The organism is Thioalkalivibrio sp. AKL19 (genome assembly GCF_000420165.1).
In the GTDB taxonomy this organism is placed as follows: domain Bacteria; phylum Pseudomonadota; class Gammaproteobacteria; order Ectothiorhodospirales; family Ectothiorhodospiraceae; genus Thioalkalivibrio.
Map to the genome: position 1 here is coordinate 25,542 of NZ_ATUK01000001.1, position 25,510 is coordinate 51,051.

Below are 25,510 nucleotides of genomic sequence, written 5' to 3' on the forward strand. Positions count from 1 at the left end.
CCGCTACATCACCTCCGGGGGATGGGGTGATAGGGGGTGCTGCGTACCCGGTCGTGCTCGACCATGCGGTAGTGGACGAAGTCGTCCTTGTCGTGGAAGTGCAGGAAGGGGTTGCCCGCGTCCTCCTCCTCCAGCGTCGATTCCGGCTTTTCCGCGTAGTTGTGGCCCGGGTGGATACAGGTATGGGCCGGAAGCCCCTCGCGCAGGCCGTTGAGGGTGTGGAACATCTGCTCGGGATCGCCGCCGGCCAGGTCGCAGCGGCCGCAGCCGGAGACGAACAGGGTGTCGCCGGTGATCAGGTCGTCGCCCGCCGGAATGTGGAAGCAGGCGGAGCCGGGGGTGTGGCCGGGTGTATGCAGGAAGCGGATCTCGGTGTCGCCCAGACGCATCTCGTCGCCACCGTGGTGTAGTTCCGGACGTTCCAGCTCCTTGCCCCAGAACTCGGCCTCGGGCTTGAGCAGGTGCAGTCGCGCATTTGGATACTGTTCAAGGATTGCCTCGACCCCGTTGATGTGGTCGTGGTGGCTGTGCGTCAGCAGGATGTCGGAGATGTCGACTTCGTTTTCGTGGGCCTGACGGATGATCGCCTCCGGATCCCAGGCTGGATCGACCACGGCGCCACGATGACTGGCGCGATCCTCGATGAGGTAGACGAAGTTCTCCATCGGTCCGAGTTCCTGGCGGTGGATGCGATAGGGCAGGGCGTTGCGGTCCATCGGCGCGTCTCCGTGAAAAGTTGGGGGTTTGGTATGGTCCATGTGCTGACCATCCTGTGCCGAGAAGGAGCCCGATGCCAAATTCCGAGAACGTTCCCGTTGCCTCCGAAACCTTCGACGCGGAGGCCGACTGGGAGGCCCGTTACCAGGCGGGCTCGACCCGCTGGGATCGTGGCCAGCCCAGTCCCTCGCTGGAGCGCTGGCTGGGGCTCACCGCGCTGTCGCCGGGGGCACATATCGTGGTGCCCGGTTGTGGGTTTGGCCACGAGGTGCCGGCCCTGGCGGCCCGGGGTTTCCGCGTGACGGGCCTGGATGTGGCGCCGACCCCGGTCTTGCGGCTGCGCCACCGGCTGGAACAGGCCGGTCTCCAGGCGGACGTGGCGCAGGCCGACATGCTCGCCTGGCAACCGAATGTCCCGGTAGACGGGATCTACGAACAGACCTCGCTCTGCGCCCTGCCGCCCGGTCAGTGGCTCGCCTACGAGCGCCAGTTGCATGTCTGGTTGCGGCCGGGCGGGGAATTGTTCGCGTGTTTCATGCAGACCGGTCGCGAGGGCGGGCCTCCGTTCCATTGCGCGGTGCCGGACATGCGTGAGCTTTTTCCTGCAGACCGCTGGGAGTGGAGCGACGACGTGGGGCGGACCGATCACACCAACGGCAAGTACGAGGTGCTGTACCTTCTGATCCGGCGGTAAGCGGCGCGTAACGGTGTGTTTTCGGGACGGATGTCCCTGTTTGCGCACGGCCTACCCTGTCGGTACCCGGGGGATGCGGTGAAGTGCAGGTACATGATCTAGATTCGTTGAGGGGAAGCCAGTCGGCCGAGTGGGCCAGGGTTCCTCGTTCATCCCAAACAGGAGCGTGCGATGAAAGTCTGGATACTGGCCTTGCTGTTGGTGCTGATGCCGTTTCCCCTGACGGCCTCGGACGCCGAAGACGTGGAGGAGCTCGATCGCGAGACCCTGCAGCAGATGGTCCGTCACAGTGTGGAGCTGGTCCGCATCGAGGATGGCGTAAGTATCGATGACGCCATCGAGTCGATGAAGCTGCGCGCGAATCTGCGCAATTTCCAGGAAGTGGCCGATCTGCCGCTGTCGGATCAGGTGACCGCCATGGGCGGCGAAGGCAATTACATGCGCATCCTCGCGTTCTGCGATGCGTTGATCGCCAACCAGATGGTGCAGCACGACATCATCTTCGCGAGCTTCCTGCCATGCCGCATCGCGGTGGTGGAAGACGACGAGGGGCAGGGCTGGATCGTGACCACCAACATGGACATGATGCTGCACGCGACGGATCTCCCCGAGGATCTCGAGGCGACCGCGCGCGAAGTGCGTGACACGATCTACAGCATCGTCGAGGCCGGGCGCACCGGAGATTTCTGAACGTCCATATGAAACGCCCGCGGCTCCTTCCGGAGGACGCGGGCGTTGTCTGGTACGCGCCTTTGAGTTGCCGCGCTTAGCCGTTGGCGGCCTTGCGCTTGATCATCAGCGTACCGTCGGCACGCGAAGCGGCCGTCTTCTGGCCCCCGGGGGCCTTGCCGGCGGGGCGTTTGCCGGTGGCGGCATAGGCCGGACGCTTGCGGTTGGCCGGCGCCGGGCCGCGCTTGTTACCGCCCGGCTTGCTGAAGGATTTCGGCTTGCCGCCGGGCGCGGGCTTTTCGCTGCGCGTACCGGCCGGCTTGCGCGGCGTCGGTTGGGGGGTGTCTTCCTGGCTGGCCGCCTGGCCCGGGCGGGGCGCCTGGCGGGTCAGTTCCAGCTTGCGATTGGCCACGTGGATGTTGCCCAGGCGGCGAATCGAGGCTTCGTCCAGGGAAGCCGGAAGATCCACGTGGCTGTGATCGTCGCGCAGGCCGATGCGTCCAATATCGCGACCGTTCAGGCCACCCTCGTTCGCCAGGGCGCCGACGATGGCGCCCGGAGCCACACCGTTATTGCGCCCCACGGGCATGTAGTAGCGCACCATGTCGGCTTCCGGCTCGCGATCCTTCCCACGTGACGGACGTTCGCCGCGCGGTTTCGCGTCGCGGCGGTTGTTGCCGCGTTCCGGATAGGGTGCACGGGCGGCGGCCAGCAGTGGATCGTTGCCCTTGTGTGCGTTTGCGTCCAGCGGGCTGCCGGCTGTCGCCAGGGCGATCAGGGCGGTGGCGAGCTCGCGTTCGGATACGTCGCTGTCCGCCAGCAGGCGCTCGACCAGGGCCTCGTGCGTGCTGGCCTGGTCGCTGCCCAGCAGGGCCTGTACGCGCTCCGCGAAGCGGCCCTCGCGACGGGCCTGGACGGCCTGGCGGTCCGGCAGCGGCTGTTCGCGCACCGGCTTGCCGGTGAGGCGTTCGATGTCCTTCAGCATGCGGCGCTTGCGCGGCTCCAGGAACAGGATGGCGCGGCCCTTGCGACCGGCGCGGCCGGTACGGCCGATGCGGTGCACGTAGACCTCGGCATCGCCCGGGGCATCGAAGTTGAATACGTGGCTGATGCGCGGAACATCGATCCCGCGGGCGGCGACGTCCGTCGCCACGATCACGTCCAGGCGACCGTCGCGCAGATCACTCACGACGCGCTCGCGCTCGCCCTGTTCCATGTCGCCATTCAGGGCGGAGGCGGCAATGCCGGCCTGGCTCAGGGCATCGGCAATCTCGACCGTGGAGGCCTTGGTACGGGCAAAGACCACCGCGCCGTCCAGGCCGTCCTCGGTCTCCATCAGACGGGTCAGGGCCTCCAGCTTGTGCCGGGCGTCGACCAGGCAGTAGCTCTGGTCGATATCGGTGCCCGCCTCGTTTCCGGCGCCAATCTTGATCTCTTTCGGCTCGCGCATGTGGCGGTGCGCGATGCGGCGGATGGGCGCGGGCATGGTGGCCGAGAACAGGGTGGTCTGGCGACTCTCGGGGGTCTGTTCCAGGATCCACTCGATCTCTTCGACAAAGCCCATGCGCAGCATTTCGTCGGCTTCGTCCAGCACCACGACGCGCAGGGCGTCCAGGTTCAGGGTGCCGCGCTTGATGTGGTCCACCACGCGGCCGGGCGTGCCGACGACGATCTGCGGGCCCTTGCGCAGGGCGCGCAGCTGTTCGCCCATCGGCTGGCCGCCGTAGACGGGCAGCACATCGATGCCAGCGAAACCGGCGGCGAATTCGGTCAGCGCGCCGGCCACCTGGTTGGCCAGCTCGCGGGTCGGGGCCAGGACCAGCGCCTGGGGCACTCGCTGGGCCGCGTCGATCAGGTCGATCAGCGGCAGGCCAAAGGCGCCGGTCTTGCCGGTGCCGGTCTGGGCCTCGCCCAGGACGTCACGGCCTTCCAGCAGTGCGGGAATGCAGGCGGCCTGGACAGGGGTCGGGGCAGAGAAGCCCATGTTCGACAGGGCACGGACCAGCGACTCGGAAAGCCCGAGCTGGGAGAAGGAGGGGGAATCAGACATTGGGGGTACTCACACAGGCCGGAAACGAAGGCCCGGCGAAAATCGGATGGCAACTGCCAACCCGGCATCATACACGAATCGAGCACGCAAGAAGCGAAAACTTCGAGAAATGCTCGCGGTTCCGGGGGTGGTCGGGGGCACCCAGACATCGGGATGGGGAGTGCCGGGTCGGCCGTGCGTCCATACCGGATGCTACCGGATCGGCTGCAAACATCCTGCGATTTGAGGCGCTGGAATGATCGCGCCCGGATGATCCGTCTCTTCGCGATATGGGCGCGCGGGCACCTTCTTCGCATTGTCCCACCTGAGCTGTCGGGATATAGTTGGTCAATGGACGTTTCCTGGATGCGTTATGTCGCTTAATCCCTCGGACCTGTTTAACCTGCTGGCCGACGAGACGCGGTTGCGGTCGCTATTGCTGATGCAGGCGGAAGGGGAGTTGTGCGTTTGCGAGCTGACGCACGCGCTCGAGATGTCCCAGCCGAAGGTGTCGCGGCACCTGGCGGCGCTTCGGCAATACCAGGTGGTCAGTACCCGGCGTGCGAGCAACTGGATCTATTACCAGCTCTCGCCGGAGCTCCCGGTGTGGGCCTCGGAGGTCCTTCAGACTGCCGATCGCGCCGTATCCAGGACCGAGCCGTACCGGACCGACCGCGAGCGGCTTAGTACTGCGCCCAGCCGCGCGGAGTGCGTGGACTCGGCGGACTCTGCCTGACGCCGCCGGGCCCTGAAACGCCGCCGTAAAAGCGACGGCCGGATCGCCGGGAAAGGCGGTCCGGCCGTCGTCTTTTGGGCGGCCGGTTGACAGATCAATGAGGCTCTCGGTGCACGCAGGCGAGGATCGCGGTGGCGATGTCGGCGGGTTCGATTCCGGGGGCATCCAGGCCGATCTCCTGCATGCAGGTGGCCGCGGCGCTTCGCAGGGCTTCTTCTTCCAGTGGCTGGCCGTGCAGGGCGTCGGCGATGCGGTCCATGCCGTCTTCCGGGAAGACCGTGAAATCGCCGGACAGCAGGAGATCCGCGATGTGGTCGTCCTTCTCCATCAGCTGGGCGCGGATGAGGCCGCCGGCGGCCTTGTGGGCACCTTCGGTCAGGTGGGTTCCGGCGGCGATCTTGACGCCCATCTCGACGAATTTGCGGCCCTTGCGGTAGGTCCATTCGGGGTCGGTCAGCTCGGCCATCTGCTCCTCGATGGCGGCGGTTTCCTCGGCCGTGGGTTCGCTCATCGCGACCTCGACGGCGAGGTCGCTGGCTACGCGCTTCAGGAAGGCGTCGCGCACGGTCTCGCGGGCGGGCATCTCGCCGAGTTCGCGTGACAGCGTGGTGATGTAGTCCTCCATGCCGGCGCGCAGCTTGTCGCGGAACTTCTCCGACGGGACCTTGAGGCAGCGCGCCATGGTGGCGGTGTCGAAGTCGAACATGAAGCTGCCGACCATCACGGTGGCGTTGCCAATGCTGGCGGCACCCGTGCCCCCGATCTTGCGTCCGTCCACGTGGATGTCGTTCACCGGGCGGAAGGTCGCGTTCACGCCCAGGTCCTGGTAGGTGTTGATCACCGGGTCGATGAACTTCTTGTAGATGTCGGAGACGATCCGCGGGGCCTTGGACGACGGATAGATGAAGTGGAAGAACATCTGGTTGTGGTCCAGATACACCGCACCGCCACCGACGTGGCGGCGGATGATCGGCAGGTTCTGTTCCTTGCAGAAGTCTTCGTCGGCCTCCAGGGCGATCTCCTGATGCAACCCGACGCAGACATACGGGTCGTCGGGGTTGACCAGGGTGAGCACCGGGTCGTCGTCCTTGCCCATGGCTTCGGCGATGCCGTGGTAGACCGCCTGGGAACGCACGGCGGGCTGCTGGCCGAAATCGATTACACGTAAACGCATGGTGTTGTCCTTGTCTTGTCTTGGGGGCGATGTCTGCGGCCGGTCTAGAACTCGGCGTTCCAGGTGAGCCCGAAGCTGCGGCCGGGGGCCCAGATATCCTGTACGCCATTGGCCGGGTCCAGGCGTGCCTCGGTCATTTCGTTGACGTGCTCGCGGTAGGTCTTGTTAGCGATGTTGGTCACGCTAAAGGTGATCTCGTTGGAACGAAAGCCGGCGCTGGGCCCGAAGCGGTAGCCGACGGCGAGGTCGGCGGTGGCGAATCCGGAGGTGTTGCGTTCGCTGTTCTCCGTGAAGGTGTCGGCCGTCCGGCTCTGGCTCGCCACGGCCCGGATGCGGGCATCCCACTGCCAGCCTTGGGCCACCGAATGGTTGAGCCCAACACTGGCTTCAGGCGGCGGCATCTGGGTCAGCGGCTCGCTAAAGCGGCTGTCGCGGTTCTCGCCACGGATCCAGGTGCCAGTGGCGTAGCCGGTGATGGCGTCGGTGAAGGCATGTTCCACCAAGGCCTCAAGACCGTGGATGCGAGCTTCGTCGAGGTTGATTGTCTCCTTGGTGGGCCTTGGTGCACCTTCCACCACCCGTCCTCCGATGTAGTCGCGGATGCGGCTCTCGTAGGCCGAGACGGTGTACGAGGTCGCGCCGATCCGGCCGCGGGCGCCCACCTCGAAGGTGCGGTTGCGTTCCGGATCCAGCTGCGGGTTGCTCTGCCAGGTGAAACCGTCGCTGTAGGGGTAGGTCAGGTAGCGTTCCAGCAGGCTGGCGGAGCGGTAGCCCTCTGACAGGCTGAAGTAGGGGTTGAAGGCCTCGTCCAGGTGCCAGGTGAGCCCGGCCGACCAGCTCAGGTTGCGGTCGGTCTTGTCTAGAGGGCCACTTACACGCAGAGCGTCGTCCGCGCTTCCCCGCACCTCGTCGTAGCGGGCTCCGACGTTCACGGTGGCCCAGTCAAGGTAGGTCTCGTGCTGGGCAAAAACGCCGACCGATTCGATCCGACCATTGGTGATCAGTGGGTTCGGTGCGGCTTCACTCGGTCGAAAATCGTTGTCCACCGAACCAAAATTCGATACCGGGCTGGCACGCAGGCGCCAGGCCTCGGCGCCTACGAGGAGGATCTGGTCATCGGTGGGAACCAGCTCGGTCTGTACCTGCAGGCCATCGGTGGTGAAGTCGGTATCAGAGGTCCGATAGTCTCGGCCGAGTTCCGCGTTCCAGTCGTAGTTTCCGCGGGAGAGTTCCTGCCGATAAATTGAGGCCTCCACTCGCGGTGCCCAGGCACCGTTCAACTCACCTTCGTAGCTTAATTCGACAAGGTCGCGGGTCTGACGCGGAGTGTAGTGGGTGTTCAGGCCCTGTGGAGGGGCCATTTGCCTCTCCTCCCCCTGGAGTGTGTCCGGATCAATCGGGTTGAAGTTGCGCGAGGCGAGGTACCAGACGTCCTTGCGCTCGTCGCGCTGGGCGCGGAACTGGACCTCGTGGCCTGGTGCGAGCTTGCCGCGGTAGCGCAGGTGATAGGCGTTCTGTTCGGTGCCGGAGTCGCGCAGACGATCGCCGTCGCCGTTCTTGTAGTCGTCGGTGTTCAGGTATGCGGTGGAGAGGTCCAGCACGTTGCGGTCGTTGGAGACGGTGACGCCGACCGCGCCGCGGATGCCTTCGTCGACCGAGGTGACGCCCAGGCGGGAGAAGCCGCGGGTCTCGGGTTCTTCAGTGAAATCGCCGCCGCGGGTGATGATGTTGATCACGCCGCCCATGGCACCGGCGCCGTAGAGCACGGAGCCCGGGCCGCGCACGATCTCGATGCGTTCGATGAGGTCGACGTTGACATAGGAAGCCAGCGAGCCGCGGGCCGGCGGCTGCATCGCGTTGATGCGCACGCCGTCCACGAGAACCAGCACCTGGTCGCGCTTCAGGCCGCGGATGATCGGATCGGAGCCCACCGATCCGTCCACGGCCGTGGCGACACCCGGCTGGCCGCGCAGCAGGTCGCCGAGGGTGCGGGCCTCGCGGTTGCGGATTTCGCTGGCCTCGATCACGGTGACGGAGGACGGCGTCTCGTCGATCAGGGTCTCGTATCCGGTGGCCGTAACCGATACGGTTCCCAGCGTCTGCGAGGCCTCCTGGCCATGGGCGAGGGCGGGTGATACAAGCAGACTGGCCAGCGTCAGGTGACCGACAACACGACGTTTCATGGCTGGATGGCTCCCCAATAAGCATTCAAGAACGCGCTAAAGTAGGTTCGTCGATCACGAAGGGCAACTTAAACCCCGGATGGCCAGGCCCATTCTGGGCATGTCATGGCCGTTGGCGAACATGGGCCAGAGGAGGGATCCGCCATGCTGGAACTGGGAATCGTCGCGCTGACCACGTTTTTCGTGACCATCGGTCCAGTGGACGTGGCGGTGGTGTTCGGTGTGCTCAGTCAGGGTATTGATCCCGCGCGGCGCCGTGCCATGGCGATCCGGGGAGCCGTGGTCGCGGGCATCATTTTGTTGCTGTTCGCGCTGGCGGGGGAGGCGCTGCTCTCGCTTTTGGGGATTTCGCTGGCCGCCCTGTACACCGCCGGCGGGATCCTGCTGCTGCTGATCGGGATCGACATGGTGTTTGCGCGCAGCTCTGGGGGTGTGTCGGCGACGGCGGCGGAGACCCAGGAGGCCCGCACCCGCAAGGACCTGTCCATCTTTCCGCTGGCGACCCCGTTGCTGGCCGGGCCCGGTGCGATGGGTGCTGCGATCCTGATGATGAGCCGGGCCGAGGGCGACCCGGTGGGTCAGGCCGTGGTGCTGGGGGCGCTGGTCGCGGTGATGGTGCTCGCGTTGGTGTGCCTGCTGGTCGCGTCGCGCCTGCAGCACTGGCTGGGTGTGACCGGGGCGCATGTGCTCACGCGTATCCTGGGCGTGCTGCTGAGCGCCCTTGCCATGCAGTTTATCTTTGACGGGCTACAGCGTAGCGGGCTGCTTGGCGCCTGAGACGGCTTGGGCCGGGATTGGGGGGCAGGGGCTCTCCGCCGCGCGGAAAGCCCCCTGGCCCAGCGAGTGTCAGAGCAGATCCTCGGCGATCGCGTCGATTCCGACGGCCGCGCATTCATCGTCAATCTGGCCACTGGGTGCACCGGAGATGCCGATGCCGCCGACAATGCGTCCGCCGGCCGTGATCTGCTTGCCGCCGCCCAGGATGGTGACCCGGGGGAGGTGCTGGATGCCGTAGCCGGCCGCGCTGGGGTCGGTCATTTCGCGCAGTTCCAGGGTGTCGGTGCGGAAGCTGACCGCGGTCCAGGCCTTGCTGATGGCGGTGTCCACGGTGTGCGGGCCGGCGAAGCGGTCGCGCTTGAGCGCCTGGGGCGTGCCATGGCGGTCGACCACTGCCGCGGTGACCTGGGTGTCGCGCTCGCGACAGGCCTCCACCGCCGCGTCGGCGGCCTTCACCGCCAGTTCGGGGAGCAGGGTCGGGGTGTCGAAGGTGCCCTCGCTGGCCTGCAATGGCGCAATGGCAAAGGCGAGGGCGATCGGGGCAGCAAGACAGCAACGCAGGGTGTTCATCACGGATCTCCACAGATCAGGGTTTGCAGTCCTTTCACTAGATGTCCGATCCGCGCCCTTCAAATTTTTCGACTCATGCGCCGAAGGGGGTTCCCGGTGCCTCGTCCAGACACTTCAGTGTGGCCCGTACGTTACTGTGCCTTTTTTATAAAACGGATCACATAACGCTGCTCGCGCACCTTCGTGCCGAGGGGTGTTTCAGGCGGCACCGCTGGCTGTTTCCCGCTCGCGGCGGGCCAGATCACGCAGGGCGTGGCGCAGAGCGGGCCGTAGTGGCGTATTCAGGTGGGCCCTGGCCCGGCTCGGCGGGATGCCCTGACGGCGGCAGAACAGCCCGAGGGCGTAAGCCAGGTCATCGCGGGACAGGGCGGCGTCCCGCTCCGCGGCCGGGCCCTTGCAGGCACCGCACTGGTTCACCCGGACCTGGAAGGCGGTATTGGCCAGCATGACGCCGAAGCCCATCCGAGTGGCCAGCAGCTCGGCGATGTGGGCCTCGTTGCCCTCGAGTGCCGGCGGGGCCTGGCGAGTGGTGACCAGCAGACGCAGCGCGATCTCGCGCGCGAAGTGGGCGATCAGCGCCTGGGAATGGGCCACCAGTTCGGGGTCGTAGGGGATGCCCACGCCCCCCGATCCGGTAGTCGTGGCGTTCTGGGTGGCCCGGGCCGTGTTCATCGCGTCCCACGGGATCGGGGCGTCCATCAGGGTGCCCGGGTGCGAGAGCCGGAATGGGCTGTCCGCAAGCCCCGCATGCTCCAGCACGCGGTCGAATACCAGCTGGGCCATGGCCTGGCGGTTGTCGGCCTGTCCGGGGAAGTGTTCGGCCGTGGGCAGCACCAGATGCGCATTGCGCAGCATGCCCCCCAGATGGGGCTCGTCATCGGCCCAGTCGAAGATGGCATGGATCCAGGCGCGACTTTCCGGATCGAGGGCCGGGGCGCGCTGGAACAGGCGGGGGATGAGCGAGATCACATGCGATCCTCGGCGATGGGTGTAGCGTCCATTGTATGGGAGGCCGGCGACCTGTCGCGATCGTATGCAGGGACGACGGCCGAACCGGGCCGTGGGCCTGCTATGTTTGGGGAACGGGCGAACATGACGGGATGTGCCCACCAGTGGGCTGGAATGCGAGGAGGCAAGCATGAGCACGATGAAGGCGGCCGTTTTCGTTGAACCGGGCCGGATCGAGATCCAGGAGCGGCCGATCCCGGAGATTGGCCCGACGGATGCCCTTTTGCGGGTCACGACCACGACCATCTGCGGGACCGATATCCATATCCTCAAGGGCGAATATCCCGTGGAGGCGGGCCGCATCGTCGGACACGAACCAGTGGGCGTGATCGAAAAGCTGGGAGCTGCGGTGACCGGCTACGCGATTGGCCAGCGCGTCATCGCGGGCGCGATCACGCCCTGTGGCCAGTGCCATTCCTGCCAGGAGGGGATCTCCAGTCAATGCGGTGGCAAGGCGATGGGCGGCTGGCAGCTGGGCAACACGATCGATGGCTGCCAGGCGGAGTACGTGCGCATCCCCAACGCGCAGGCCAACCTGACTCCGGTGCCGGACGGGCTGAGTGACGAGCAGGTGCTGATGTGTCCCGACATCATGAGCACCGGGTTTGGCGGTGCGGAAAGCGGGCACATCCATATCGGCGATACGGTAGCGGTGTTCGCCCAGGGTCCGATCGGCCTTTGTGCCACGGCGGGCGCGAAGCTCATGGGGGCGACGCGGATCATTGTGGTGGATGGGGTTCCGGAACGCCTGGAGACCGCGCGCAAGCTGGGTGCGGACGACGCCATCAACTTCCACGAGCAGGATCCGGTCGGGACGATCATGGAACTGACGGGCGGCCGCGGGGTGGACGTGTCCATCGAGGCCCTCGGGCAGCAGCAGACCTTCGAGGCCTGTCTGCGTGTCCTGAAACCGGGCGGCACGTTGTCCAGTCTCGGCGTTTATTCCGGCAAGGTCTCCATGCCGCTGGATGCCATCGCGGCCGGCCTGGGGGACCACACCATCGTGACGACCCTGTGCCCCGGCGGGAAGGAACGCATGAGGCGGTTGATGGAGGTGGTCGCCTCGGGGCGCGTGGATCTGACGCCGATGGTGACGCATCGCTACAAGCTCGATGACATCGAGGCCGCCTACGACCTGTTCTCGCATCAGCGTGATGGCGTGCTGAAGGTGGCGATTACACCATAGATGCGCCGCGAAACCATTTGCCGAACCAGGCGGTCGCGAGTTCGGCCGCTCGTTCCAGCGTGCCTGGTTCCTCGAACAGGTGGTCGGCACCCGGAATGATCTCGAGTTCGCAGCGTGCGTGCATGAGCGCCTGTGCCTGCCGATTCAGCTGGATCACGGTGGTGTCGTCGCCGCCGACGATCAGCAGGGTGGGGCTTTGCACCCGTTCCAGGGCCTCGCCCGCAAGGTCCGGGCGCCCCCCGCGCGAGACGACCGCGCGGATCGTCTGGGGGGCGTCCGCGGCGGCCTGCAATGCGGCGGCCGCGCCGGTGCTGGCGCCAAAAAGGCCCAGCGGCAGGGGCGCCAGTGATGGCTGCGTGGTCGCCCAGTGGCAGGCCTGCACCAGTCGCCGGCCGAGCAGGTCGATGTCGAAGCGGTTGGCTTGGGTCCGGTCCTCGTCTTCGGTCAGGAGATCGAACATCAGGGTGGCGATTCCGCTGTCCTGCAGGGTGCCGGCGACTTGCCGATTTCGGGGGCTCAGGCGGCTGCTGCCGCTGCCATGCGCGAAGATGACCAGGCCGGTGGGGGTTTCGGGCAGGCCGAGAATGCCCTGATGGGTCTGCCCGTCCAGGACCAGGGAGACTGGCTGTGCCTCAGCGCGAGACATCGGGTCTTTGTGACTGATGGACCGACGCGAGCAGACTGATGACCTCGTCGTCGGATGTCTGTTCGAAATCCTCGTAATACGCGCCCACGGAGCCGCGGTAGTACTCGGGGATGTCCAGGGTGACGAGTTCGTCCACCTCGGTTTCCAGTACGGCAGCGGTGTCCGCCGGCGCGACGGGGATTGCTACGACCAGGTGGCGGGGTTTGCGCTGGCGGGCATCGCGGATGGCGGCGCGCATGGTCAGTCCAGTGGCGATCCCGTCATCGATGATGATGGCGAGTTTGCCGTTCACATCCGGGGCCGGGGTGGTGCAGTAGAGCTGACGCCGCCGCCGGGCCTCGGCACGTTCGTGTGCCTCCGCCCGCTCAAGCCAGTCCGGATCCACGCGCTCCGCCTCCCGCGGATTGCAGACCCGATCGCCCCGTTCGGGGACGGCGCAAATGGCGTACTCGGGGTGGAACGGGTGGCCGATCTTGCGCGGGATCAGGAGGTCCAGGGGCATGCCCAGGTGGCGCGCGACCGCGACCCCCAGGGGGACGCCGCCGCGCGGTAACGCGTACACGACGCCAGGCTGGCCACGGTATCGCTCCAGGGCCTGTGCAAGTTGTTCACCGGCTTCGTTGCGATCACGAAAACGCATGGGTATCGCTCCGGTTGGGCGGCATAACCTGAAGTGTAGGACAGGGCGATATGAACCGGAGCGCCAGAAAGAAAAAGGCCCGGGACCAGCGGTACCCGGGCCTTTTCTCGCGTTCTTTCGATTTAGTTGAAGGCTTCTCCGGGCTTCACGCCCATGGCCTTCAGGATCATTGCCAGCGGGCAGAAGCCGGTGAAGGCCGACTGCAGCAGGTTGACACCGACGAAGAGGGTCAGGATCAGCCACATCGGGGTGAACACCCACGCAAGGATGGCGCTGATGATCACGACGGTGCCAGCGAAGGCAAGGACGATTCGGTCAATGCTCATGGATCATGTCTCCTGGTTAAGTATTAGCAAGAGCTAATATGAAGCCTGCCACCCGGGAAAACAAGGGGTGCCCGGGCGTGCGGCCTTCTGGAATTCGAAGCGGGTACCGGGGTTCAGGGGAAGATCTCGCCCGGCTTGAGACCCATGGATTTCAGGATCATGACCAGGGGGCAGAAGCCGGTGAAAGAGGCCTGAATCAGGTGAATGCCGATAAAGGCCGCGAGGAGCAGCCACCAAGCGCTGACGAGCCAGGTGAGCAATGCGCTGACCAGTACGACGATTCCGGCGAACAACATGAAGAAGCGGTCGGTTGACATGGCGACTCCCTCCTGTGCGTGTGGAGCCCAAGCGGTCCTGTCCACGGGGTGTTGCCCCTGGGGGGGCCGAAGTCCATGGACCCGGCATCCCTCGGGGTGGGGCCCCCTGAACAACCTTCTAATGAGAGATTACACCGCGTACTACGCCCGTCAAGGTGGCGACGCGTGGACGGCAGTGATTGGCTCCGGAGCGGAGCGAGCGGGCGGAAAAATGGAGCCGGTGACAGGAGTCGAACCTGCGACCCTCTGATTACAAATCGGCGCCGACCCCTGCTCATGGCTGTTCAAGTCAGTGCGTTGGCAGTCCTTAACCCCTTGTTCGAGCTTTATTCCTGTGTGACTATGCTGTTCACTATTGTTCAGCGTGGTGCACGGCTTGTCGGTTCCTGTGTGCACCACAATGTGCACCACGTGCGCCATGTGCACCACGGGAGACGGCCATGCTCACCACGAAGCAACTCAACAACCTGAAGGGCAAAAAGTCCGCGTATCGCGCCTGGGATGGCGACGGCTCCGGTTTCGGCGTGCGCGTCACGCCTGCCGGTGGCGTGTCGTTTTTCCAGTTCTACTACGGCCAGGGCGGCAAGCGCCGGTTCTACGGGCTAGGGCGGTACGTGCCAGATGCCCCGGAGATCACAGACGCGGGTATAGCGGCCACCGATACGGTGGAGTTCTACCGCCAGGCGCACGCGCCGAAAGGGTTAAAGAGCGCACGCCGGGTCGCGCAGCGTGTGCGTGGGCTGGTGGACCAGGGGCTAGACCCTGCGGGACAGGAACAGGAGATCGAACAGCGAGCCGATGCTGAGCGGGCGGCTACCGTGCGTGCACAACAGGAAGCCGACCAGCGCGGGACCGTGGAGCAGCTATTGCGCTTTCACGTTGAGGCCATGCGCCGGAAGGGTCGCACCGAAAAGCATATAGCGGACTTTGAGGGCACGGTGCGCCGCTACCTGCCCGAAGCCCTGCTATCGGCCAAGGTGGCAGACGTGAAGCCGCTAGACCTGGCCCACCGGATTGCGGTCCCGATCAAGGCCGGGCATGTGGTGATGGCCAACCGGCTGCGCACGTATCTGCACGCGCTGTTCAAGACGGCCCTGCTGCACGATCACGACCCGGCGAACCTGGCCGCCGATGTGAAGTTCGGCCTGTACGAGAACCCGATAAACGCGATCCCGAAACAGGAGACGCAGGAGAACGCGCGGGAACGCGATCTAGAGTTCTGGGAACTTGCGCGGGCATGGGAAGGGCTGACAGACCCGACCGCGCCCGGCTCGCCTGTCACGCGCGCTCAAATCCGGCTGCAATTCCTACTCGCTGGGATGCACTTTACCGAAGTCGGCTATGCCCGCTGGGATGAAATCGACTTTATGCGGCGCATCTGGGATATACCCGCGCGCCGTGGTGGGGGCAGGGCCGGGACGAAGAACGCGCGCCCGCATGTGGTGCCGCTGTCTGAAGCCGCCCTGACGGAGCTTCAACAACTCTACCGCCTGACAGGGCACGCGGAATGGCTTTTCCCTCACCACCAGGACGAGAGCAAGCCTATGGCGCAGACTTCGCCCGCGCAGTACGTGCGCAAGTCCCTGCGCCCGTGGATCGAGCGAAAGGACAAAGAGCAGGGCCGGGAGCCGATGACCCCGTGGTCGCCTGCCAACATCCGCAGCACGGTTAAAACCCGTCTCGGTGAACTCGGGTTCAACAACGAACAGCGCAACCGCCTACAGAACCACGCGCAAACCGGCGTGGACGTGAAGCACTACGACCGCTGGGACTTTGTAGATGAAAAGCGCGAAATGGTGGACGCCTTCGCGCTGGCACTTCGCTATGCAATCAACGGGGAGCCTGTGAACAAGGATCGCATTCGCGCGGCGGTGGCAAAGGAGGCGGCGGCATGACGGACGGGGATATCAAGCGCGCAATGCGTGATGCCGTGGCGAAGGCGGCACGCGAACGCGGCCTGACGGTGGAAGAGTTCGAGCGCCAGATCGAGCGCCTTGCGGTAGCCGACGAAGTTCTATTTGAAACTACAGGGCTTCGTTACTGGCAGACACGCTATGCGGCATCGCATGGGCAGGCCGCGCAATCGGGGCGCATGCAGGGAGGAGAGGTAACCGCGAAAGAACGGAAGCAGGAAGCGGAAGAAACCCGGCGCAATATTGTGGAGCTTTGGCACTCCCTTAATACGATGCCAGAACGTAATCGGGCGTCCGTTATTGCCGAGCGCGTCGGGCTTACCGCCCGTCAGGTTCGCGAGCATTTGAAAAAAGCGGAAGTACGCTAAGCGCCCCCGTCATACCGCCCCGTGTACTGCACCTGAACCAACACGGTTAAAGGTGCAACAAGATGACAAACCAAACGCAGGCCGACCGCCTGATCCGCTTTCCCGATGTTCGCAAGATGTCGGGGTTTTCCCGCTCCACGATCTACCGCCGCGAAAAAGAGGGCCGATTCCCCAAGCGTGTGCAACTCGGCGGGGGCGCTGTTGCGTGGCGTGAATCTGAAGTCACGCAATGGATGGCCGATCCCGAACGTTATACACGGGAGGGTCGCGCCAATGCTTAACTCCGATCCCAACTTTCACGAAATCGGCTTTCGCGCCCACGCAAACCGCGAGCTTATGCGCGAGGCCCCGGCGGCAATCAGCACAGCCGCTAAGATGCTCCGCCGCGATTTGGTGGAGGAAACCTTCGAGGACGGGCGATACCTCAGTTCCGGCGAGCGCGATGCCGTGCTGGCCCTGATCGAAATGGCCGCCGGCAACTTGTACGACTGTTCTGCCCGTGTGGTCGGTGAGGATGACCACGACCTATCGAAGCTGCACCAGAAGCGAGAAGGGGGCACCGAATGATGCCCGCAAAAGAAAACCCCGCCCCGGAGGCAACCGGGAACGGGGCAGAAAACAAGCGCCGCCAGGCACTCGCCCATAATTATAGCACCGAAGCACCCGTTGATCGCCTGCTGGGTCGCCTCGATAAAGTGAAGTCCACCGGCCAGGGCAAGTGGCAAGCTCTGTGCTCTGCACATGGCGATCGCAACCGAAGTCTGAGCGTTCGGGAGACGGACGACGGAACGGTCTTGGTCCATTGCTTCGCGGGTTGCGCCGTAACTGACGTGCTGGCCGCCGTGGGTCTCGAGATGCGCGACCTGTTCCCGCCGCAGCAACCCGACGCACGCAGTCCACTGCGGCCGGGGCAGCGTTGGGTTCCGCGTGATGCCCTCGAAGCCGTGGCGCATGAAGCCCTGCTGGTCGTGGTCGTCGCGGACGATGTACACCAGGGGCGCAAGCCGACCGATGCTGATATGCAGCGTCTCGCGCAGGCCGCTGGACGGATTCGCGCTGCGGCGCGGGAGGTGGGCGCCAATGTCTGATCGTGGACTCGCATACCTGGACGCGCGGGCGGCTGAGATGCAGCCCGCACCCACACACACGTGGCCCGACGCCGAACCGTTACCCCCGCCGATGCCACCGGCGCCGGAGTTCTCACCCGATCTTCTACCGGGAGCGATGCGGCCCTGGATTAAGGATATTGCCGAGCGGGTCCAGTGCCCGATGGACTATCCCGCTGTAGTCGCCATGACCGCGCTTGGCTCGGTGATCGGCCGGCAAGTCGGCATCCACCCGAAGCGCCATGATGACTGGCTAGTGGTTGCGAACGTCTGGGGCGCGATCATCGGGCGGCCTGGCGTGATGAAGTCCCCCGCCATGACCGAGGCCCTACGCCCGCTGCATCGACTGGAGACCGAGGCCCGCGAATCCTACGAGCGTGCGTCGCAAGAACACCAGGCGGATCAACTGCTAGCCGAGGCTGCGAGCAAAGCCGCGAAGAAGCACATTGAGGCCGCCACCAAGAAAGGCGACACCGACGCTGCCCGTATGCATGCGCTGGCCGCCATTGAGGAACCCGAGGCACCGGCCCGCAGGCGCTACACGACACAAGACGCGACCGTCGAAAAGCTGGGTGAGCTACTGCGGGACAACCCGCGCGGCGTCCTGGTGGCACGGGACGAGCTGGTCGGCTGGCTACGCGGCCTCGATAAAGAGGGGCATGAAGGCGCTCGCGCGTTCTACCTAGAGTCCTGGAGCGGCACGGGCCGCTACACCTACGACCGCATCGGGCGCGGCACCATTGAGATCGAAGCCGCGACGGTCTCACTGATCGGAGGCATTCAACCGGGGCCGCTCGAAGACTACCTGCGGGCAACCTTGCGCGGTGGCGTTGGCGATGACGGCCTGATGCAGCGCATCCAGCTATGCGTGTGGCCGGACATGGGCCGCGACTGGAAGAACGTGGACCGCTACCCCGACCGTGAGGCCAAGGAAGCCGCATTCGACCTGTTCGCCCGCCTGGACGATATCGACGTAGAGGCTCTGGGTGCCGACACCGAATCGGATATCCCGGCCCTTCGGTTCGACGCCGATGCTCAGGAGATTTTCGACGATTGGCGCGGGGCCCTGGAGCGACGTCTGCGTGATCCCGATTCCAGCGAGCCCGATGCATTCATATCCCACCTGGCGAAGTTCCGCAGTCTGGTGCCGAGCCTGGCGCTCCTGTACCACCTGGCAAGCAACGGCACGGGCCCGGTAGGCGCAGAAGCCGTAACCGCCGCGATCGCCTGGTGCGACTACCTCGAGGAACACGCCCGTCGCGTCTACGGCGCCGCACGCACACCTGAACTGCGGGCGGCCTATGAGCTGGAACGCCGACTACGGCGGGGTGATCTGCAAACGGGGTTCACGGCCCATGACGTCTATCGCAAGGGCTGGCGCGCCCTGGATCGTGAGAGCGTAACCCGCGCGCTCGAGTACCTCGAGGATCTGGGTCGTGTGCGCTCCGAGCCGGTGGAGACAGGAGGCCGGAGAAAGACCGCCTGGCACGTCCATCCAGCAGTGATGGAGGGCGGGCAATGAGCTACCACGACCGCCTCGCCAGTCTGCGAAAAATCCAGAAACGCGCAGGTACGGTACTGACAGAAGGGTCAAAAGGGGCTTCTGGCAGTTCTGACAGTGCCCAACCGGGGCGTTTCCAGAAAAATCAGCCCGCACATGCCTGCCTTGTCGAAGCCGCCCGTGCTGCGGATCTGCACCCCGACACCCTGGCGGCCCTGCTGAGTGACGAGGATCGCGCGGACCTGGACGCCGGTGCGCTGTCCCGTGCCGAACTGGTCGCGTTCGCCCGATCCGTGGCCGCCCGATGGGCACGCGGGTACGTGCTGCCGGATGAAGTCGAGCTGGTGACTACCGAGCGGGTACGGCGCAACCCGCTGGACGGGCTACCCCTGATGTTCGAGGACCGTGCATTCATTGAGCGGTGCGTGGTGGGTCGAGGCGACCGTCACGACCTTCTGGTTGAGTACCGCGCCCGCTGGTTGGCTGCATCCAGCACCGAGCCCAACGAGATCAAGCGCGAGAACGTCGCCCGGCGAACAGCGAATGCCTGGCTGCGCGACACGACCAGGAGGGGGTGAGCCGATGCTGATGATGCACATGGTGCATCCACTGATCCGTGAGGGCGCGAGATAAATGCCGAGCCTGATGCTGTGGGATCGGTGGTGGGACCAGTCTTTTGCAAACGGCAAATAGAAATTTGAGATGGGACCGCAGAAAAGCTCAGGGTCGAGCCCAAAGATCCGTGTCTAGTTCCACAATCTTAACGCCCCTCGCCCCGGTTCAATTAAAATTTTGAGGTATCGAAATGAGTGAAACCAAGATGAGCCCGCCCGATCACCTGGAGGTCGCAACGCGCGAATGGTGGCAGTCCGTGGTCGATGATTATGAACTCGAAGAGCACCACGTCCGGCTCCTTACGTTGGCCGCCGAAGCCTGGGACCGAGGCCAGTCCGCGCGCGATGCGCTGGTGGTCCATGGCATGGTCTACGACGACCGTTTCGGCCAGCCTCGCCAGCGTCCCGAGGTGGCCATTGAGCGGGACGCACGCGTGCAGTTTGCTCGCCTGGTGCGGGAACTGGACCTGGATCATGTAGCCGCACCGGATGCCCGCCCGCCGGGCCTCCAGTCGAATAGGAGGTAACGAGATGCCCGTTAAAAAACGAACAGACAAGGCACGTCGCCTGGACCCCTGGAAGGAACAAGAGCTGCGCCATGGCCCGTGCCTACTGTCCGGGCTGGGGTATTGGCCCGAATGTGATTATGGCGAACCGCCGGGGGCGATGGTTGATGACTGGTCGCGGCATGGGGCGGCGATCACGGCGGCGTGGATTGCAGAGCGCCCCGGAACACGCCCCTGGGCCTGGTGGTGGTGTGAGCATCCCGACCTGGCCGCCCGTGGGCCTGCTGGGGGCGCGTTGTACGCGGAGCTGACCCAAGACCCCAGCGCCGACCTGAAGGCGGCCAGAGACGCCGAGCAGGCCTTTCTCGAACATCACAACTATCTGAACGAAGCCGGAGCGTAAAACGATGAACAACGAACATAAGACCCGAAGCGTGAATGCTGATGTAGCCGATGCGCTGAATGCGCAGGCCGGTCAATTCATCGAAAGCGGCGCTGATGTGACAGAGACGGTAGAGGCGACATTCTTTGCGGCGGTGTGGTTGGCCCGCAATTACATGACACCAGAAGATGTGGCTAGGTATATGCGTACGCTCGCGGATGAAATCGAATGGAGCGCGGCGAATATACAAAAAGGGCACTAGACATGTTGAGTTTTTCTTTTACTTTGGTATCATAAAAGCAGATCCGAATCCCGAGGGGAGACGGACGACAAAACGAACCGCCGATTCGAGGAAAAGGCGCGACGTGCTGAGTCCTACAACCCTTTAACTTGGGGTTTGGAGTTTTGCAGTCGCGCCTTTTTTGCGCCTGCACTTCAAGCCCCCAGGAGGCAACAATAATGCAAATGCAGGAAATCAACGTTGAAGAGCGTCTGGCGGCCCTGAAGATGGGCGAGCAGCTCGGTATCGAAGTGCCTGACTCAAACGGCGTGCCGTCCGCCATGCAGTGGGGCGACCTCCACAATGATGTGAAGGCGTGCAATCGCGGCCTGGAGGCGGTGCTTGATAGCGCAATCAAAGATGGTCGGGATCTGAACGAGCAGGAGGCCAACGCATACTCCTACTTGGTGAAGATCAAGGGCAACAACGAAAACGAGCTGGACAAGCGCGGCAAAAGCGGCTCGAAGGAACCGCGCGCGCTTTGGAAAGAGCCCCTCGGTAGCCCCGCTGGAGCACTTTCGACCGGGCGGCAGAACAGGGGCAGCGGGGCTGCTAGCCTGATGAGTCCCGAGACTGGGAAGCGAATCCCGGCCTTCGCCGGAACCGAGGCGATGTTCGATGGAGACGCGGGAGAAAACACGGTCGGCCAGATCGGCGCGGCTGTGGCCCTGGGTGACTTTTCCAACCTCTCCCCAGCCCTGAAGGCCGCCGTGACCGGTGGTGGCGAAGGTGGCGGTAGCTACATGCTGCAACCCGAGGTTTCGGGCCGCGTGATCGACCTGGCCCGCTCCGCCTCCGTGGTGGCCCGAGCCGGTGCGCAGAGTATCCCGATGAACACCAGCGAGATGAGCCTGCTGCGCGTGTTGTCTGACCCGACCGTGAGCGCGCGCCGGGAGATGCAGGCGGTGGAAGCGACGAAGCCTACGTTCGGCAGCTTCACCCTCCAGGCCCGGATGTATTCGGCCATTGTGCCCATCACGATCGAGCAGCTCGAAGATGCCGCCAACGCGCCGGCAGTGATCGAGCAGACGCTGCGCGCCGCGCTGGGCCAGGCGATGGACCGGGCGGTACTGACGGGTGCGGGCGGTGCTGAAGTCCTGGGTATCACCAATGCCGGCGGCACCAACGAGCGCGCCACCGTGGGGACTCCGGCTAACTTCGCGGACGTCTCGCAGGCCGTGGGCGACATCATGGGTGCCAACTACGACGGCGACCCGGCCAACCTGGCGTGGATCATGAACCCCCGTGACGGCGGGACGTACGACCGTTTGCAGGCAAGCGACAACCAGCCGCTTCGCCCGACGCCGTGGGCCGGCGCGCTGCGCCAGTTCCCGACTACCTCCCTGGATGTGGACGGCGGCGAAACGGACATGATCGTGGGTGCATTCGATCAAGTTTTGATCGGGCTTCGGACCGGCGGCGTGGTATTCGACGTCGTGGACTCCGGCTCCATCACCGCCGATGGAGAAACGATCAACGCGGCTTCGCAGTTTGTTCGTTTCCTCCGGGCGCGTATCCGGTTCGATTCGGTGCTGATGCGCCCCGACTGGTTCACCGTCCTTCGCGGCGTCACCAACTAAGGAGCTGAAGACATGTTGCTTTCCAAAGACGTAAAGACGGCCCGCGTGGTGGACTCCATCGTCGCTGGGCAAACCGATGTGGAATCCTCCGCAGTGGATGCGCGCGACTACGACACCGTGGCGTTCCATGCCCTGCTGGGCACCATCACGGCGGGCGGCTCCGGCGCCCTCAAGGCGCAGCACAGCGACGAACCGGCCTCCGGCTTTGTCGATGTGGGGGCTGATGTGGGTTACACCGATGCCGATTCCGACAAGGTGTTGGTGCTCGAGGTGAGCAAGCCGGTCAAGCGGTACGTCCGGGCCGTGGTGGTCCGTAATGCCGAGAATGCACAGGTCGACGGCGTGCTCGCATTGCAGGCTCGCGCGGCGGCGCTACCGGTGGAGCACGATGCATCGGTTGCAGGCGTCACCCTGGCGCTCGCACCAACTAGTTAAGGCCGCGCTCTAGCGGTTCTTGGCGCCCTTCGGGGCGGGTGGTGTAGTCGGGCTAGTGCCACCGTTCAAAAAACCCCGACACGCCCCCTGGCAGCTAGCGGTGCCGGGGGGCTTTTTTGTGTGTGGCCATAGGCGTTATCTATCGAACGGCGCGGGCGGATTGATAACCGAAGCAAGAAGCCTGCTGGCGGGCGCGAAGGGCGCGAGCTTTCGGGGGGGCAAACTGATCCGCCCAAAAGCACCGCTGAAGCCCTCGCCGGCAAGCACGGCGTGTCCGCGCCGACTATTCGTCGGGAGCGTCCGGCAGATCGTCTGCGAGTTCGTCGCGCAGGATCTGCACGTCGCTCGGCGCTTCAATGCCGAGCTTCACCTGGCCGGCTGACTCCACGCCGAGGACCACGACGCGCACGTCCTGGCCAATCCATACGGATTCGTTGGCCTCGCGAGTGAGTACAAGCATGGTCGCACCTCCGTGTGCTGTTGATCTGGTGGGGATCGTAGCGCGGAAGTGAGGCAAAAAAAATCTACCCGCCGACTATGTGCGCCACGATGTGCGCCACGAAGGGCGGGCGGGGAGATTGGCGGTAGCCGATGGGCTGTAACCGCTTGATTTAATGGAGCCGGCGACAGGAGTCGAACCTGCGACCCTCTGATTACAAATCAGATGCTCTACCAGCTGAGCTACACCGGCTCGGTGTCGGGAAAATCGTTTCCCCGGGCTGGGCCTGGCGGAGGGCCCGATAATAAAGGATGGTGCCGGGAGCGAGAATCGAACTCGCACTCTGTTGCCAGAACCGGATTTTGAGTCCGGCGCGTCTACCAGTTCCGCCATCCCGGCTTGTGGGGCGCTAGTGTAGCGCAGGTTCCCCCCTACACAAACGGGGCGGGTATCGCGGATGCGGAGAACCGGGTTCGCCTGGCGCGTGGTAGGATCGCGCGCCATGCGTGTTGCCGATTTCGATTACGAGCTCCCGCCGGAGCTGATTGCCCAGTATCCGCTGCCGGATCGCGCGGGTTCCCGCCTGCTGGTGCTGGAGGAGGAGCGTCCGCGCGACGCCGGGTTTGCGGAGACCGAGGGCCTGTTGCGCCCGGGGGATCTGCTGGTCCTGAACGATACCCGCGTGATCCCCGCGCGGGTATTCGGTCGCAAGGAAAGCGGGGGGCAGGTCGAGGTGCTGGTCGAACGCATCGAGTCCCCCGCTCAGGTCCTGGCCATGGTGCGGTCCAGCCGCGCCCCGAAGGTCGGGACGCGGCTGCGGCTGGCGGATGCGTTCACCGTGGAAGTGACCGGGCGCGAGGGACCGTTCTTCCGCCTGGCGCTGATCGACGCCGACGATGTGCTGGGCTTGCTGCGCGAACACGGACACATCCCGCTGCCGCCGTATATCGAGCGGGCCGACGAGGCGCACGATGCCGATCGCTACCAGACCGTGTTCGCCCGGCGCGAGGGGGCGGTTGCCGCACCCACAGCCGGCCTGCATTTCGATGACGCCCTGTTGGGCCGTCTGCGGGATGCCGGAGTGGAGACGGCGACGGTGACCCTGCACGTGGGGGCCGGGACCTTTCAGCCGGTCAAGGTGGAGGATACCACCGCGCACGAGATGCACGCGGAGTGGCTGGAGGTGTCGGCCGAGGCCTGCGCCGCCGTGGCGGCCTGCAAGGCCCGTGGTGGGCGCGTGGTCGCGGTGGGCACGACCTGTGTGCGTTCGCTGGAGACCGCCGCCGCGGGCGGTGAGCTCGCGCCCTTCCAGGGCGAGACGCGGCTGTTTATCCAGCCGGGTTACCGCTTCCGCGTGGTGGACCGGATGGTGACCAATTTCCACCTGCCGCAAAGTACGCTGCTGATGCTGGTTGCGGCCTTTGCCGGCTATCAACGCATCCTCGATGCCTACGCGCACGCGGTCGCGCAGCGCTACCGTTTCTTCAGCTATGGCGATGCGATGTGGCTGGCGCCGGGCCAGGATGATGACCTGCCTCCGAGTGTCGCCAGGGATATGGGGGTCTCCGATGGAGTTTGAGAATCTGGCCGCCGACGGGCCGGCGCGCCGGGGCCGCCTCCACTTCCCGCGCGGGACGGTGGAGACGCCGGCCTTCATGCCGGTGGGGACCTACGGCACGGTCAAGGCGATGACGCCGGAGGAACTGCGTGACCTGGGTGCGGAGATCATCCTGGGGAACACCTTCCATCTGATGCTGCGGCCGGGCACCGAGGTGATCCGCGCGCACGGCGACCTGCACGACTTCATGCACTGGGAGGGGCCGATCCTGACCGATTCGGGCGGCTTCCAGGTCTTTTCCCTTGCGGAGATGCGCAAGATCAGCGAGGAGGGCGTGCGCTTCCAGTCGCCGGTGGATGGTTCGAAGGTGCTGATGACCCCGGAGTCCTCGATGCAGGTCCAGCGCGAGCTGGGATCGGACATCGTGATGATCTTTGACGAGTGCACGCCGTATCCCGCCACGGAGGACGAGGCCCGCCGGTCGATGGAGCTGTCCCTGCGCTGGGCCGCGCGTTCGCGCGCCGCGCATGACGACAATCCGGCGGCGCTGTTCGGGATCGTGCAGGGCGGCATGTATCCGGCGCTGCGGCGCGAATCCGCGGAAGGCCTTCAGGCGATCGGTTTTGACGGCTACGCGATTGGCGGTTTGTCGGTGGGCGAGCCGGAGGAGGAACGCCTGCAAACCCTGGATGTGACCCTGCCGCTGTTGCCGACGGACCGTCCGCGCTACCTGATGGGGGTGGGTCGACCGGAGGATATTGTGGAGGCGGTCCGCCGCGGCGTGGACATGTTCGACTGCGTGATGCCGACCCGCAACGCGCGCAATGGCTTCCTTTACACGCGCGAGGGCGTGCTACGCATCCGCAATGCGCGCTTCCGCGACGACACCGGCCCGGTCGACCCGGAATGCGGGTGCTACACCTGTCGTCACTACTCGCGCGCCTATCTCAAGCATCTGGACAAGTGCAACGAGATCCTCGGCTCGCGCCTGGCGACCACCCACAACCTGCATTACTACCAGGATTTGATGCGCGGATTGCGCGAGGCGATCGCCGCGGGGGCGCTGAGCGAGTTCGTCGCCGATTTCTACAGACGACGCGGCATGGCGGTCCCGCCTGTGCCATAATCCGCGCGTTATTTTTTGCGCCGGCGGGCG

Annotated in this window: 30 protein-coding genes and 2 tRNA genes; 19 read left to right on the forward strand and 13 right to left on the reverse strand. The window is 65.0% G+C overall.

Features of this window, described 5'->3' with window-relative positions; all coding sequences use genetic code 11:
* Positions 1 to 8: 8 nt before the first annotated feature.
* Complete coding sequence (locus F817_RS0100120) at positions 9 to 716, reverse strand: MBL fold metallo-hydrolase (RefSeq protein WP_024325733.1); 708 nt, start codon at positions 714 to 716, stop codon at positions 9 to 11.
* A 74-nt stretch (positions 717 to 790) separates the two neighbouring features.
* Here F817_RS0100120 and F817_RS0100125 point away from each other — a divergent pair, with 74 nt between their 5' ends.
* Positions 791 to 1,411: a methyltransferase domain-containing protein gene (locus F817_RS0100125; protein WP_024325734.1), complete on the forward strand. Its 621-nt coding sequence runs from the start codon at positions 791 to 793 to the stop codon at positions 1,409 to 1,411.
* A gap of 171 nt (positions 1,412 to 1,582) precedes the next feature.
* Complete coding sequence (locus F817_RS0100130) at positions 1,583 to 2,101, forward strand: DUF302 domain-containing protein (protein ID WP_024325735.1); 519 nt, start codon at positions 1,583 to 1,585, stop codon at positions 2,099 to 2,101.
* A gap of 76 nt (positions 2,102 to 2,177) precedes the next feature.
* Here F817_RS0100130 and F817_RS0100135 read toward each other — a convergent pair whose 3' ends face one another.
* A complete protein-coding gene (locus F817_RS0100135; protein WP_024325736.1) occupies positions 2,178 to 4,130 on the reverse strand; it encodes a DEAD/DEAH box helicase in 1,953 nt (650 codons plus the stop codon).
* Between the two features lie 352 nt (positions 4,131 to 4,482).
* Between F817_RS0100135 and F817_RS0100140 the strand changes: the two genes are divergently transcribed.
* A complete protein-coding gene (locus F817_RS0100140) occupies positions 4,483 to 4,845 on the forward strand; it encodes a metalloregulator ArsR/SmtB family transcription factor (RefSeq protein WP_024325737.1) in 363 nt (120 codons plus the stop codon).
* 94 nt (positions 4,846 to 4,939) lie between these two features.
* Here the strand turns inward: F817_RS0100140 and F817_RS0100145 are convergent, their stop codons facing one another.
* Entirely contained in the window at positions 4,940 to 6,019 is a 1,080-nt protein-coding gene (locus F817_RS0100145; RefSeq protein ID WP_024325738.1) for a lipoate--protein ligase, read from the reverse strand.
* Between the two features lie 44 nt (positions 6,020 to 6,063).
* On the reverse strand, positions 6,064 to 8,202 hold the full coding sequence (locus tag F817_RS0100150; RefSeq protein WP_024325739.1) for a TonB-dependent siderophore receptor: 2,139 nt from the start codon (positions 8,200 to 8,202) through the stop codon (positions 6,064 to 6,066).
* Positions 8,203 to 8,346: 144 nt separating this feature from the next.
* On the opposite strand from F817_RS0100150, the gene F817_RS0100155 reads away from it, so the two are divergent.
* Complete coding sequence (locus F817_RS0100155) at positions 8,347 to 8,979, forward strand: MarC family protein (protein ID WP_024325740.1); 633 nt, start codon at positions 8,347 to 8,349, stop codon at positions 8,977 to 8,979.
* A gap of 69 nt (positions 8,980 to 9,048) precedes the next feature.
* On the opposite strand, the gene F817_RS0100160 is transcribed toward F817_RS0100155, so the two are convergent.
* Complete coding sequence (locus F817_RS0100160; RefSeq protein ID WP_024325741.1) at positions 9,049 to 9,549, reverse strand: heme-binding protein; 501 nt, start codon at positions 9,547 to 9,549, stop codon at positions 9,049 to 9,051.
* A 198-nt stretch (positions 9,550 to 9,747) separates the two neighbouring features.
* Positions 9,748 to 10,518, reverse strand: a complete 771-nt coding sequence (locus F817_RS0100165; protein WP_024325742.1) for a hypothetical protein — start codon at positions 10,516 to 10,518, stop codon at positions 9,748 to 9,750.
* 169 nt (positions 10,519 to 10,687) lie between these two features.
* Here F817_RS0100165 and F817_RS0100170 point away from each other — a divergent pair, with 169 nt between their 5' ends.
* The gene (locus tag F817_RS0100170) at positions 10,688 to 11,743 is read left to right on the forward strand and encodes an NAD(P)-dependent alcohol dehydrogenase (RefSeq protein WP_024325743.1); all 1,056 of its coding nucleotides are present in this window, start codon (positions 10,688 to 10,690) and stop codon (positions 11,741 to 11,743) included.
* Here F817_RS0100170 and F817_RS0100175 read toward each other — a convergent pair.
* From F817_RS0100175 to F817_RS0100190, 4 genes are all read right to left on the reverse strand, one after another.
* Positions 11,733 to 12,389, reverse strand: a complete 657-nt coding sequence (locus F817_RS0100175; protein WP_024325744.1) for a dienelactone hydrolase family protein — start codon at positions 12,387 to 12,389, stop codon at positions 11,733 to 11,735. The genes F817_RS0100170 and F817_RS0100175 overlap by 11 nt on opposite strands.
* Entirely contained in the window at positions 12,376 to 13,029 is a 654-nt protein-coding gene (locus F817_RS0100180) for a phosphoribosyltransferase (protein ID WP_024325745.1), read from the reverse strand. The genes F817_RS0100175 and F817_RS0100180 overlap by 14 nt, the downstream gene beginning before the upstream one ends.
* Positions 13,030 to 13,151: 122 nt before the next feature.
* Positions 13,152 to 13,355, reverse strand: coding sequence for a DUF2892 domain-containing protein (locus tag F817_RS0100185; RefSeq protein ID WP_024325746.1), 204 nt, complete (start codon positions 13,353 to 13,355; stop codon positions 13,152 to 13,154).
* A gap of 113 nt (positions 13,356 to 13,468) precedes the next feature.
* Positions 13,469 to 13,672 (reverse strand): DUF2892 domain-containing protein, encoded by a 204-nt coding sequence (locus F817_RS0100190; RefSeq protein WP_024325747.1) that lies wholly within the window; start codon positions 13,670 to 13,672, stop codon positions 13,469 to 13,471.
* 440 nt (positions 13,673 to 14,112) lie between these two features.
* Between F817_RS0100190 and F817_RS0100195 the strand changes: the two genes are divergently transcribed.
* The 12 genes from F817_RS0100195 (at position 14,113) to F817_RS0100240 (ending at position 22,357) form a co-directional block, all read left to right on the forward strand.
* Positions 14,113 to 15,567 carry a site-specific integrase gene (locus F817_RS0100195; protein ID WP_024325748.1) on the forward strand — a complete coding sequence of 485 codons (1,455 nt, stop codon included), beginning with the start codon at positions 14,113 to 14,115 and terminating at the stop codon, positions 15,565 to 15,567.
* On the forward strand, positions 15,564 to 15,953 hold the full coding sequence (locus F817_RS0100200) for a hypothetical protein (RefSeq protein WP_024325749.1): 390 nt from the start codon (positions 15,564 to 15,566) through the stop codon (positions 15,951 to 15,953). The genes F817_RS0100195 and F817_RS0100200 overlap by 4 nt, the downstream gene beginning before the upstream one ends.
* Before the next feature lie 62 nt (positions 15,954 to 16,015).
* Positions 16,016 to 16,234: an AlpA family transcriptional regulator gene (locus F817_RS13885; protein WP_042799023.1), complete on the forward strand. Its 219-nt coding sequence runs from the start codon at positions 16,016 to 16,018 to the stop codon at positions 16,232 to 16,234.
* On the forward strand, positions 16,227 to 16,520 hold the full coding sequence (locus F817_RS0100205) for a hypothetical protein (RefSeq protein WP_024325750.1): 294 nt from the start codon (positions 16,227 to 16,229) through the stop codon (positions 16,518 to 16,520). The genes F817_RS13885 and F817_RS0100205 overlap by 8 nt, the downstream gene beginning before the upstream one ends.
* Positions 16,517 to 17,041: a hypothetical protein gene (locus F817_RS14640; protein ID WP_231369374.1), complete on the forward strand. Its 525-nt coding sequence runs from the start codon at positions 16,517 to 16,519 to the stop codon at positions 17,039 to 17,041. The genes F817_RS0100205 and F817_RS14640 overlap by 4 nt, the downstream gene beginning before the upstream one ends.
* Positions 17,042 to 17,177: 136 nt before the next feature.
* Positions 17,178 to 18,581 (forward strand): YfjI family protein, encoded by a 1,404-nt coding sequence (locus tag F817_RS0100215; RefSeq protein ID WP_231369375.1) that lies wholly within the window; start codon positions 17,178 to 17,180, stop codon positions 18,579 to 18,581.
* Positions 18,578 to 19,138 carry a hypothetical protein gene (locus F817_RS14645; RefSeq protein WP_231369376.1) on the forward strand — a complete coding sequence of 187 codons (561 nt, stop codon included), beginning with the start codon at positions 18,578 to 18,580 and terminating at the stop codon, positions 19,136 to 19,138. Before F817_RS0100215 ends, F817_RS14645 begins: the two co-directional genes overlap by 4 nt.
* A 227-nt stretch (positions 19,139 to 19,365) precedes the next feature.
* Complete coding sequence (locus tag F817_RS13890) at positions 19,366 to 19,701, forward strand: P27 family phage terminase small subunit (protein ID WP_081644426.1); 336 nt, start codon at positions 19,366 to 19,368, stop codon at positions 19,699 to 19,701.
* 4 nt (positions 19,702 to 19,705) lie between these two features.
* Positions 19,706 to 20,083: a hypothetical protein gene (locus tag F817_RS14475; protein ID WP_155988421.1), complete on the forward strand. Its 378-nt coding sequence runs from the start codon at positions 19,706 to 19,708 to the stop codon at positions 20,081 to 20,083.
* Between the two features lie 4 nt (positions 20,084 to 20,087).
* Positions 20,088 to 20,324 (forward strand): hypothetical protein, encoded by a 237-nt coding sequence (locus F817_RS14480; protein ID WP_155988422.1) that lies wholly within the window; start codon positions 20,088 to 20,090, stop codon positions 20,322 to 20,324.
* 197 nt (positions 20,325 to 20,521) lie between these two features.
* On the forward strand, positions 20,522 to 21,922 hold the full coding sequence (locus F817_RS0100235) for a phage major capsid protein (protein WP_081644427.1): 1,401 nt from the start codon (positions 20,522 to 20,524) through the stop codon (positions 21,920 to 21,922).
* 12 nt (positions 21,923 to 21,934) lie between these two features.
* Positions 21,935 to 22,357 carry a hypothetical protein gene (locus F817_RS0100240; RefSeq protein ID WP_024325757.1) on the forward strand — a complete coding sequence of 141 codons (423 nt, stop codon included), beginning with the start codon at positions 21,935 to 21,937 and terminating at the stop codon, positions 22,355 to 22,357.
* Positions 22,358 to 22,640: 283 nt separating this feature from the next.
* On the opposite strand, the gene F817_RS0100245 is transcribed toward F817_RS0100240, so the two are convergent.
* The 3 genes from F817_RS0100245 to F817_RS0100255 all read right to left on the reverse strand — a co-directional run bounded on the left by F817_RS0100245 (position 22,641) and on the right by F817_RS0100255 (position 23,195).
* Positions 22,641 to 22,817 carry a carbon storage regulator gene (locus F817_RS0100245; protein ID WP_024325758.1) on the reverse strand — a complete coding sequence of 59 codons (177 nt, stop codon included), beginning with the start codon at positions 22,815 to 22,817 and terminating at the stop codon, positions 22,641 to 22,643.
* Between the two features lie 155 nt (positions 22,818 to 22,972).
* Positions 22,973 to 23,048: transfer RNA gene (locus F817_RS0100250), tRNA-Thr, on the reverse strand.
* Between the two features lie 60 nt (positions 23,049 to 23,108).
* A tRNA-Leu gene (locus F817_RS0100255) sits at positions 23,109 to 23,195 on the reverse strand.
* A gap of 103 nt (positions 23,196 to 23,298) precedes the next feature.
* Between F817_RS0100255 and queA the strand changes: the two genes are divergently transcribed.
* Both queA and tgt read left to right on the forward strand, forming a co-directional pair.
* Positions 23,299 to 24,375 (forward strand): tRNA preQ1(34) S-adenosylmethionine ribosyltransferase-isomerase QueA, encoded by a 1,077-nt coding sequence (gene queA / locus F817_RS0100260; protein WP_024325759.1) that lies wholly within the window; start codon positions 23,299 to 23,301, stop codon positions 24,373 to 24,375.
* A complete protein-coding gene (gene tgt / locus F817_RS0100265) occupies positions 24,365 to 25,480 on the forward strand; it encodes a tRNA guanosine(34) transglycosylase Tgt (RefSeq protein WP_024325760.1) in 1,116 nt (371 codons plus the stop codon). The genes queA and tgt overlap by 11 nt, the downstream gene beginning before the upstream one ends.
* Positions 25,481 to 25,510 lie beyond the last annotated feature (30 nt).

Coding starts and splice junctions, on each gene's coding strand:
- F817_RS0100120 (WP_024325733.1), bottom strand. CDS start 716: ATGGACCGCAACGCCCTGCCCTATCGCATCCACCGCCAGGAACTCGGA.
- F817_RS0100125 (WP_024325734.1), top strand. CDS start 791: ATGCCAAATTCCGAGAACGTTCCCGTTGCCTCCGAAACCTTCGACGCG.
- F817_RS0100130 (WP_024325735.1), top strand. CDS start 1,583: ATGAAAGTCTGGATACTGGCCTTGCTGTTGGTGCTGATGCCGTTTCCC.
- F817_RS0100135 (WP_024325736.1), bottom strand. CDS start 4,130: ATGTCTGATTCCCCCTCCTTCTCCCAGCTCGGGCTTTCCGAGTCGCTG.
- F817_RS0100140 (WP_024325737.1), top strand. CDS start 4,483: ATGTCGCTTAATCCCTCGGACCTGTTTAACCTGCTGGCCGACGAGACG.
- F817_RS0100145 (WP_024325738.1), bottom strand. CDS start 6,019: ATGCGTTTACGTGTAATCGATTTCGGCCAGCAGCCCGCCGTGCGTTCC.
- F817_RS0100150 (WP_024325739.1), bottom strand. CDS start 8,202: ATGAAACGTCGTGTTGTCGGTCACCTGACGCTGGCCAGTCTGCTTGTA.
- F817_RS0100155 (WP_024325740.1), top strand. CDS start 8,347: ATGCTGGAACTGGGAATCGTCGCGCTGACCACGTTTTTCGTGACCATC.
- F817_RS0100160 (WP_024325741.1), bottom strand. CDS start 9,549: ATGAACACCCTGCGTTGCTGTCTTGCTGCCCCGATCGCCCTCGCCTTT.
- F817_RS0100170 (WP_024325743.1), top strand. CDS start 10,688: ATGAGCACGATGAAGGCGGCCGTTTTCGTTGAACCGGGCCGGATCGAG.
- F817_RS0100175 (WP_024325744.1), bottom strand. CDS start 12,389: ATGTCTCGCGCTGAGGCACAGCCAGTCTCCCTGGTCCTGGACGGGCAG.
- F817_RS0100180 (WP_024325745.1), bottom strand. CDS start 13,029: ATGCGTTTTCGTGATCGCAACGAAGCCGGTGAACAACTTGCACAGGCC.
- F817_RS0100185 (WP_024325746.1), bottom strand. CDS start 13,355: ATGAGCATTGACCGAATCGTCCTTGCCTTCGCTGGCACCGTCGTGATC.
- F817_RS0100190 (WP_024325747.1), bottom strand. CDS start 13,672: ATGTCAACCGACCGCTTCTTCATGTTGTTCGCCGGAATCGTCGTACTG.
- F817_RS0100195 (WP_024325748.1), top strand. CDS start 14,113: ATGCTCACCACGAAGCAACTCAACAACCTGAAGGGCAAAAAGTCCGCG.
- F817_RS0100200 (WP_024325749.1), top strand. CDS start 15,564: ATGACGGACGGGGATATCAAGCGCGCAATGCGTGATGCCGTGGCGAAG.
- F817_RS13885 (WP_042799023.1), top strand. CDS start 16,016: ATGACAAACCAAACGCAGGCCGACCGCCTGATCCGCTTTCCCGATGTT.
- F817_RS0100205 (WP_024325750.1), top strand. CDS start 16,227: ATGCTTAACTCCGATCCCAACTTTCACGAAATCGGCTTTCGCGCCCAC.
- F817_RS14640 (WP_231369374.1), top strand. CDS start 16,517: ATGATGCCCGCAAAAGAAAACCCCGCCCCGGAGGCAACCGGGAACGGG.
- F817_RS0100215 (WP_231369375.1), top strand. CDS start 17,178: ATGCGGCCCTGGATTAAGGATATTGCCGAGCGGGTCCAGTGCCCGATG.
- F817_RS14645 (WP_231369376.1), top strand. CDS start 18,578: ATGAGCTACCACGACCGCCTCGCCAGTCTGCGAAAAATCCAGAAACGC.
- F817_RS13890 (WP_081644426.1), top strand. CDS start 19,366: ATGAGTGAAACCAAGATGAGCCCGCCCGATCACCTGGAGGTCGCAACG.
- F817_RS14475 (WP_155988421.1), top strand. CDS start 19,706: ATGCCCGTTAAAAAACGAACAGACAAGGCACGTCGCCTGGACCCCTGG.
- F817_RS14480 (WP_155988422.1), top strand. CDS start 20,088: ATGAACAACGAACATAAGACCCGAAGCGTGAATGCTGATGTAGCCGAT.
- F817_RS0100235 (WP_081644427.1), top strand. CDS start 20,522: ATGCAAATGCAGGAAATCAACGTTGAAGAGCGTCTGGCGGCCCTGAAG.
- F817_RS0100240 (WP_024325757.1), top strand. CDS start 21,935: ATGTTGCTTTCCAAAGACGTAAAGACGGCCCGCGTGGTGGACTCCATC.
- F817_RS0100245 (WP_024325758.1), bottom strand. CDS start 22,817: ATGCTTGTACTCACTCGCGAGGCCAACGAATCCGTATGGATTGGCCAG.
- queA (WP_024325759.1), top strand. CDS start 23,299: ATGCGTGTTGCCGATTTCGATTACGAGCTCCCGCCGGAGCTGATTGCC.
- tgt (WP_024325760.1), top strand. CDS start 24,365: ATGGAGTTTGAGAATCTGGCCGCCGACGGGCCGGCGCGCCGGGGCCGC.